The organism is Bacillus pretiosus (assembly GCF_051294775.1).
Classification (GTDB): Bacteria; Bacillota; Bacilli; order Bacillales; family Bacillaceae_G; genus Bacillus_A; species Bacillus_A wiedmannii.
Map to the genome: position 1 here is coordinate 592,631 of NZ_JBPPHF010000004.1, position 7,174 is coordinate 599,804.

The window sequence follows — 7,174 nt, forward strand, 5'->3', positions numbered from 1 at the left end:
AAAATGGAAAGGGTATTTGTATAATTTAGACACAACCGAAAAGGAAGGATGATTTATATGGTGACAGAAAAAGAATTAGAATTATTAGCTTGTCTTGAAAAAAGTAGTCGATTATCTGTAGATACATTAGCGAAGCTGTTAAATATAGAAGTAGAAGAAGTAAAGAAGATGGTTGAAAAATTAGAAGCGGAAAAGATTATTGTTGATTATGTAACACATATCGATTGGACGAAGGTAAAAGAACATACAGGTTTAACGGCGATGATCGATGTGAAAGTTACGCCAAAGCGCGGCGTTGGGTTCGATGCGGTTGCTGAACAAATTTATCGTTATTCAGAAGTGAAATCTGTGTATTTAATGTCAGGGACATACGATCTTTCTATTACATTAGAAGGAAAGACAATGGGAGAAGTCGCGATGTTTGTTTCTGAGAAATTAGCAACAATTGAATCTGTCGTTTCTACAACAACGCATTTCATTTTGAAAAAGTATAAACATGAGGGAATTATTTACGAAAAAAACGATGATGATAAGCGCATTGTGGTGACACCATGAAGCAATTTGAACTATCTAGAACGGCAGAATCTTTACAACCATCTGGTATTCGAAAGTTTTTCGATTTAGCAGCAAATATGAAAGGTGTTATTTCTCTTGGAGTAGGAGAGCCTGACTTTGTTACACCTTGGAATGTAAGGCAAGCATGCATCCGTTCTTTAGAACAAGGATATACGTCATATACAGCAAATGCAGGATTATTGGAACTGCGCCAAGAAATAGCAAAGTATCTAAAAAAACAATTTGCAGTATCTTATGATCCGAACGATGAAATCATTGTTACAGTTGGAGCGAGTCAGGCGTTAGATGTAGCGATGCGCGCCATTATAAATCCTGATGATGAAGTACTCATTATTGAACCAAGTTTCGTTTCTTATGCACCGCTTGTGACATTAGCTGGAGGAGTTCCGGTTCCTGTGGCAACGACTTTAGAAAACGAGTTTAAAGTACAACCAGAACAAATTGAAGCAGCTATTACAGCGAAAACAAAGGCAATTTTGCTTTGTTCACCAAATAACCCAACAGGTGCAATGTTAAATAAATCCGAGCTTGAAGAAATAGCAGTGATTGTTGAGAAGTACAATTTAATCGTATTATCTGATGAAATTTATGCAGAGCTTGTATACGACGAAGTATATACAAGTTTCGCGAGTATTAAAAATATGCGCGAGCATACAATTTTAATTTCGGGATTTTCAAAAGGGTTTGCGATGACAGGATGGCGCCTCGGTATGATTGCAGCTCCTGTTCAATTTTCGGAATTAATGCTTAAAATTCATCAATATTCCATGATGTGTGCACCGACAATGTCTCAGTTCGCAGCACTCGAAGCGTTACGCGCGGGGAATGATGAAGTAATTCGGATGAGAGATAGTTATAAGAAACGCCGTAATTTTATGACGACATCGTTTAATGAAATGGGTTTAACGTGTCATGTGCCGGGCGGAGCATTTTATGTCTTTCCTTCTATTTCTTCAACTGGACTATCTTCGGCAGAATTTGCAGAACAGTTATTATTAGAAGAAAAGGTGGCTGTTGTACCTGGAAGTGTATTTGGCGAAAGTGGTGAAGGATTTATTCGTTGCTCGTATGCAACATCGCTTGAACAACTTATGGAAGCAATGAAGAGAATGGAACGGTTTATAGAAAATAAAAAAAGGACAAAACATAATACGTTTTGTCCATAAAAGGGGGGGAATACTAGAAAGCCATGTGTTAGTATTCTATCCCAATATTAGAAAATTATACGTACTCTAGGAAATTTTTCGTTAATTTTGAATGAGTTCTTTCATAGTGGTATAATTTACTAATATAAGGTATGCATATCCTGAGTAGCTTTACTTAGGGTACGTACTAACTAATCGGATATTTAACAATAAATCATCTGCTTTACTATCTACAATTGTAGAGAAAATGGTAACGTATGGGAGTGTTTCATATGTCAGAACAATATACAACTGGAGTGGTTGTAACAGGGAAAGTGACTGGGATTCAAGATTACGGAGCATTTGTAGCGTTAGATGCAGAAACACAAGGGCTTGTGCATATATCTGAAATTACAAATGGATATGTAAAGGATATTCATGACTTTTTAAAAGTCGGCGATACAGTAGAAGTAAAAGTACTTTCAATTGATGAAGAACACAGAAAAATGAGTTTATCGTTAAAAGCGGCGAGAAGAAAACAAGGGCGGATCCTTATACCGAATCCATCTGAGAACGGATTTAATACGCTGCGAGAAAAGCTAACCGAATGGATTGAAGAGTCCGAGTTAACAAAGTAAAAGAGGAGCGCATATGAGCGTTCCTCTTTTACTTTGTCTTATGATATATATTTGCAAATATGATTGCATGCAATCATATTCGTATGTCGGAGGTGAAATAAAGACATACTGACTAGTGGATTTCGTTCGTTTCTGGGTGAGTGCCAAGATTTTCTGATGGTTTAAAGAGTAAACCAAGATTGATAAGCCCAGAAATACCGACGATGCCGTAAATAATACGGGAAAGAGCTGAATTTTGTCCACCGAAAATGGCTGCCACTAAGTCAAACTGGAAGAACCCGATTAGTCCCCAGTTCACAGCGCCAATTACAGTAAAGACTAATGCGATACGTTGCAGAGTACTCATGAAAAAGCCCCCCTTAATTGTGAAGCGTGAACAAGCGATGAGTTAATTAACTCCTTTATAGAATGGTGTAGTTATGTTGTTTTTATACATAAAAAATATAAGAAAAAGGATGTATATACATCTATACCGAAAAATGCGAATTTTTATGCAAAAAATGAACTTTTTCTAAAAAATATATATTGGTTACGTTTACAATGGTTGAATCGCTTGATTTACAACTTCAGTTTCGCTAAAGTGAATACAGAAATACATATACATTATTGGAGGGAAAAAGATGAGTACACATGTAACGTTCGACTATTCTAAAGCGTTATCCTTCATCGGTGAACATGAAATCACTTATTTACGTGATGCAGTGAGAGTAACACATCATGCAATCCACGAAAAAACTGGAGCTGGGAACGATTTCCTTGGGTGGGTAGACCTTCCGCTTCAATATGACAAAGAAGAATTTGCTCGCATTCAAAAATGTGCAGAAAAAATTAAAAATGACTCTGACATTTTACTTGTTGTAGGTATCGGTGGTTCTTACCTAGGAGCACGTGCAGCAATCGAAATGTTAAACCATTCTTTCTACAACACGCTATCTAAAGAACAACGTAAAACTCCACAAGTGCTATTTGTTGGACAAAACATTAGCTCCACTTACATGAAAGATTTAATGGACGTATTAGAAGGTAAAGACTTCTCTATTAACGTTATTTCCAAATCAGGTACAACAACAGAGCCGGCACTAGCATTCCGTATTTTCCGTAAGTTATTAGAAGAAAAGTATGGAAAAGCAGAAGCTCGAAAACGTATTTATGCAACGACAGATAAAGCACGTGGTGCATTAAAAACATTAGCTGATAACGAAGGTTACGAAACATTCGTTATTCCAGATGATGTTGGAGGACGTTTCTCTGTATTAACGCCAGTTGGTTTATTACCAATCGCAGTAAGTGGCTTAAATATTGAAGAGATGATGAAAGGTGCAGCTGCTGGTCATGATGACTTCGGTGCATCAGAACTAGAAGAAAACCCAGCTTACCAATACGCAGTAGTTCGTAACGCTTTATACAATAAAGGAAAAACAATTGAAATGCTTGTTAACTATGAGCCGGCACTTCAATACTTCTCTGAATGGTGGAAACAGTTATTTGGTGAAAGTGAAGGGAAAGATCAAAAAGGTATTTTCCCATCTTCAGCAAACTTCTCAACTGACTTACACTCATTAGGTCAATACGTTCAAGAAGGTCGTCGTGACTTATTCGAAACAGTTCTGAAAGTAGGTAAATCTACACATGAACTAACAATTGAATCAGAAGAAAACGATTTAGATGGATTAAACTACCTTGCTGGTGAAACTGTAGACTTCGTAAACACGAAAGCATACGAAGGTACATTACTTGCACATAGCGATGGTGGCGTACCAAACTTAATCGTAAATATCCCTGAATTAAATGAGTACACATTCGGTTACCTTGTATACTTCTTCGAAAAAGCATGTGCGATGAGCGGCTACTTATTAGGCGTAAATCCATTCGACCAACCAGGAGTAGAAGCATACAAGAAAAACATGTTTGCTTTACTTGGTAAACCAGGATTTGAAAAGTTAAAAGCAGAATTAGAAGAGCGTTTAAAATAATAAAAAGCGACCGGAATCCGGTCGCTTTTTATTATTTTATCGAAAAGTCCATCGGTATATTCAAACTAGAGTGGGTATGCTAAAGAAAAAGTCTAGGAGGGATGGGCTTGATTCCGATTCAATCAAATTTAGAAGGACGTACATATGCGTTATATAAGTTAGAAGAGATAATGAAGCCACTTGGGTATAACATTGGTGGCAATTGGGATTACGATAAAGGATGCTTTGATTACAAAATCGATGAAGAAGATGGATATCAATTTCTGCGAGTGCCATTTACAGCAGTGAATGGCGAATTAGATGTGCCTGGTGTAATAGTCCGTCTGGAAACGCCGTATATTCTTTCGCACGTATATCAAGACGAACTAGATGATCACGTAAATACTTTAACGGCTGGAACGAGTGGAATGGATCAATTTGCTGAGCCGAAAGATCCAGATGGAGATGTGAAAAGAAAATATATCAATATTGGGAAAGTGCTCATGCAGGAACTAGAAAAACATTTTCTTAATGGTGAATAACAATGAGTATGTCGCTTTCAATGAGAACAAAGGAATGGACTGGATTAATCATATATTGTTCGTCGCGTTTTATACCTAGTAAGAGAATATTTTGCTTTAAAAGAGTATAGCTACAATTTGCAAAAGTTTGTCCAGTGCAGGAAGGATAAAGCTCCATCAGTTGTAATTTGTTATCAGAGATTTCATCGTAAAGTGAGAATAGTACGCCTGAAATGGAAGGGAATAAAAGAGAAGCGGTAAATACGTAGCTCGTTAATTTATTTCCTTCTATAATTTCTGATACACCAGCTCTAGTTGCATTTTGTATTTGTTCAGAAGTAAGAAGTTCGGCGATGCAGTGAATGTTTGGATTGAGACCTTTCGCAGTTAAAATATTTAAAATGGACTGTGTATCTGCTAAGCTTTCATTTTTTTCTTTATCAGCTGTTATTAATATAGTGTGAGCCGTTGTAATATTAGCTTTTAATAAAGTTTGATCGTGATGCGGGCAACCCTTTATAAATTCTAAATGATGAAATGGTTTTGGAAGTAAAGAAAGTGTTTCATCAATTAAAACGATATCAAGGTTCGGTTGTAAGATGTGCATTTGTTTTACAACATGTTTTGCCCGTTCATTCCAACCCACGATAATCATATGACCGTTAGAGGTAGCGGCTTCTTCTCCTTTAATTTTCATATATTGTTTATTAATCATATCAGTGGCGAACAGAACCATATAATAAGAACAAAAACCGGTTCCAAATAAAATAATACCCATACCGATAAGTTTACCTATTAGTGTATGCGGGGCAAAGTCACCATAGCCAACGGTGAAAATGGTAACGATTGACCACCAAACTCCATCAAACCATGTGGTGAAGTGCGATGGCTCTAATCTATGTATAAGGAAGCCAGAAAAAGCAGTAAGTAAAACAATAAAGCAAACTAAACGAAAAATAATGGAATCACGAAATGTATCTACTAAATTTGGACGAGATTTCAAACTCTTATTCCTCCTTACTTTGCAGGACTACATTCATTGTTACCATTATAGAAAAAAGAAAAACTCTCTAATTTAAAAGAGAGTTTGTTTTACATTACATACTTTCTAATTCAGTTTGTTGGACACTTTCAAGATGCTGGAGGGCGTAGTAAACATCAGCGGTATGCCTTTTTTGATCGATAGATAATTTCAAATGTAAATAGTGAGAGCCATTCTCCAATGTTTTGAGCTTCATATTCTTAACTTTTATATCCATTTCTTTTATTTCTTCAATTACAATTGGGATATTGTCCATATTTCGCACGACAAGTTTTACTGCGATATCACGTTGACGAAATGATCTCGGTCCTACAAATTTCATTGCTAATGGTATAAGTTCAACGCTAATCATAAGGAAACACATTCCGAAAATCGCTTCGATATAGAATCCAGCCCCAACAGCAATACCAATACCAGAAGCACCCCAAATCATAGCAGCAGTCGTTAGTCCTGCAATGCTATCGTTTCCTCTTCGTAAAATAACACCGGCACCTAAAAAACCGATTCCTGATACAATTTGAGCGGCAAGTCGAAGTGGATCCATATTCATATGATCGGTATGTGGTAAATTGTAAGCCGCTTTAATAGAAACAATCGTCAGGAGGCAACTAATGATAGAAATAACTAAACAAGTTTTTAAACCAAGTGGTTTCCGTTTTAATTCGCGCTCCAAACCGATAGCGAACCCTAAAATAGCCGAGAGACCTAGTTTGATTAATAAATCGGCATAGTCCATATATATTCCTCCTTGTATGATATGGTATATGAATAAAACATTTATTATAGAAAGAAACGCTTTTGATAGAGTGACTTTATATAGAATATATGTAGGAATTATTTATACATGAAAGAGATATTTCGTTTAAGTATATGATATTAACAAAGAAATTTGGGTGATCTTAAAAAAAGTTTATAAAAGGTGTTGCATTTCGATTTTTACCATGATATATTAATAACCGTCGCTGATGCGGAAACGCAGAAAACGACAAAAAAGAAATTGAAAAACTTAGTTGACATCGAAAAACGAAGATGTTAACATAAGGAAGTCGCAAATGAGCGACCAAGTAGTTCTTTGAAAACTGAACGAAACAAACAACGTGAAACGTCAATTTTTATTTTTAGATGCTAGACAAACTAACTTTATTGGAGAGTTTGATCCTGGCTCAGGATGAACGCTGGCGGCGTGCCTAATACATGCAAGTCGAGCGAATGGATTGAGAGCTTGCTCTCAAGAAGTTAGCGGCGGACGGGTGAGTAACACGTGGGTAACCTGCCCATAAGACTGGGATAACTCCGGGAAACCGGGGCTAATACCGGATAA

At 36.6% G+C, this 7,174-nt stretch carries 8 protein-coding genes and 1 rRNA gene; 6 read left to right on the plus strand and 3 right to left on the minus strand.

Annotated elements, in window-relative coordinates; translation table 11 throughout:
- Positions 1-57 precede the first annotated feature (57 nt).
- The 3 genes from ACSG5Z_RS23115 (at position 58) to yugI (ending at position 2,338) form a co-directional block, all read left to right on the plus strand.
- Positions 58-555, plus strand: a complete 498-nt coding sequence (locus tag ACSG5Z_RS23115) for an Lrp/AsnC family transcriptional regulator (protein ID WP_000255701.1) — start codon at positions 58-60, stop codon at positions 553-555.
- Entirely contained in the window at positions 552-1,742 is a 1,191-nt protein-coding gene (locus ACSG5Z_RS23120; RefSeq protein ID WP_087982765.1) for an aminotransferase, read from the plus strand. Before ACSG5Z_RS23115 ends, ACSG5Z_RS23120 begins: the two co-directional genes overlap by 4 nt.
- A 251-nt stretch (positions 1,743-1,993) precedes the next feature.
- The gene (yugI, locus tag ACSG5Z_RS23125) at positions 1,994-2,338 is read left to right on the plus strand and encodes a S1 domain-containing post-transcriptional regulator GSP13 (protein WP_000003769.1); all 345 of its coding nucleotides are present in this window, start codon (positions 1,994-1,996) and stop codon (positions 2,336-2,338) included.
- Between the two features lie 112 nt (positions 2,339-2,450).
- On the opposite strand, the gene ACSG5Z_RS23130 is transcribed toward yugI, so the two are convergent.
- On the minus strand, positions 2,451-2,684 hold the full coding sequence (locus tag ACSG5Z_RS23130) for a DUF378 domain-containing protein (RefSeq protein WP_048542215.1): 234 nt from the start codon (positions 2,682-2,684) through the stop codon (positions 2,451-2,453).
- 274 nt (positions 2,685-2,958) lie between these two features.
- Between ACSG5Z_RS23130 and ACSG5Z_RS23135 the strand changes: the two genes are divergently transcribed.
- On the plus strand, positions 2,959-4,311 hold the full coding sequence (locus ACSG5Z_RS23135; protein ID WP_435712205.1) for a glucose-6-phosphate isomerase: 1,353 nt from the start codon (positions 2,959-2,961) through the stop codon (positions 4,309-4,311).
- A 107-nt stretch (positions 4,312-4,418) separates the two neighbouring features.
- Positions 4,419-4,832: a YugN-like family protein gene (locus ACSG5Z_RS23140; protein ID WP_137014476.1), complete on the plus strand. Its 414-nt coding sequence runs from the start codon at positions 4,419-4,421 to the stop codon at positions 4,830-4,832.
- On the opposite strand, the gene ACSG5Z_RS23145 is transcribed toward ACSG5Z_RS23140, so the two are convergent.
- Entirely contained in the window at positions 4,819-5,814 is a 996-nt protein-coding gene (locus tag ACSG5Z_RS23145; protein WP_087986054.1) for a potassium channel family protein, read from the minus strand. The genes ACSG5Z_RS23140 and ACSG5Z_RS23145 overlap by 14 nt on opposite strands.
- 94 nt (positions 5,815-5,908) lie before the next feature.
- Complete coding sequence (locus ACSG5Z_RS23150) at positions 5,909-6,589, minus strand: MgtC/SapB family protein (RefSeq protein ID WP_000384160.1); 681 nt, start codon at positions 6,587-6,589, stop codon at positions 5,909-5,911.
- Positions 6,590-6,993: 404 nt separating this feature from the next.
- Here ACSG5Z_RS23150 and ACSG5Z_RS23155 point away from each other — a divergent pair.
- Positions 6,994-7,174, plus strand: a 16S ribosomal RNA gene (locus tag ACSG5Z_RS23155); the annotation flags it as partial.

Coding starts and splice junctions, on each gene's coding strand:
- ACSG5Z_RS23115 (WP_000255701.1), top strand. CDS start 58: ATGGTGACAGAAAAAGAATTAGAATTATTAGCTTGTCTTGAAAAAAGT.
- ACSG5Z_RS23120 (WP_087982765.1), top strand. CDS start 552: ATGAAGCAATTTGAACTATCTAGAACGGCAGAATCTTTACAACCATCT.
- yugI (WP_000003769.1), top strand. CDS start 1,994: ATGTCAGAACAATATACAACTGGAGTGGTTGTAACAGGGAAAGTGACT.
- ACSG5Z_RS23130 (WP_048542215.1), bottom strand. CDS start 2,684: ATGAGTACTCTGCAACGTATCGCATTAGTCTTTACTGTAATTGGCGCT.
- ACSG5Z_RS23135 (WP_435712205.1), top strand. CDS start 2,959: ATGAGTACACATGTAACGTTCGACTATTCTAAAGCGTTATCCTTCATC.
- ACSG5Z_RS23150 (WP_000384160.1), bottom strand. CDS start 6,589: ATGGACTATGCCGATTTATTAATCAAACTAGGTCTCTCGGCTATTTTA.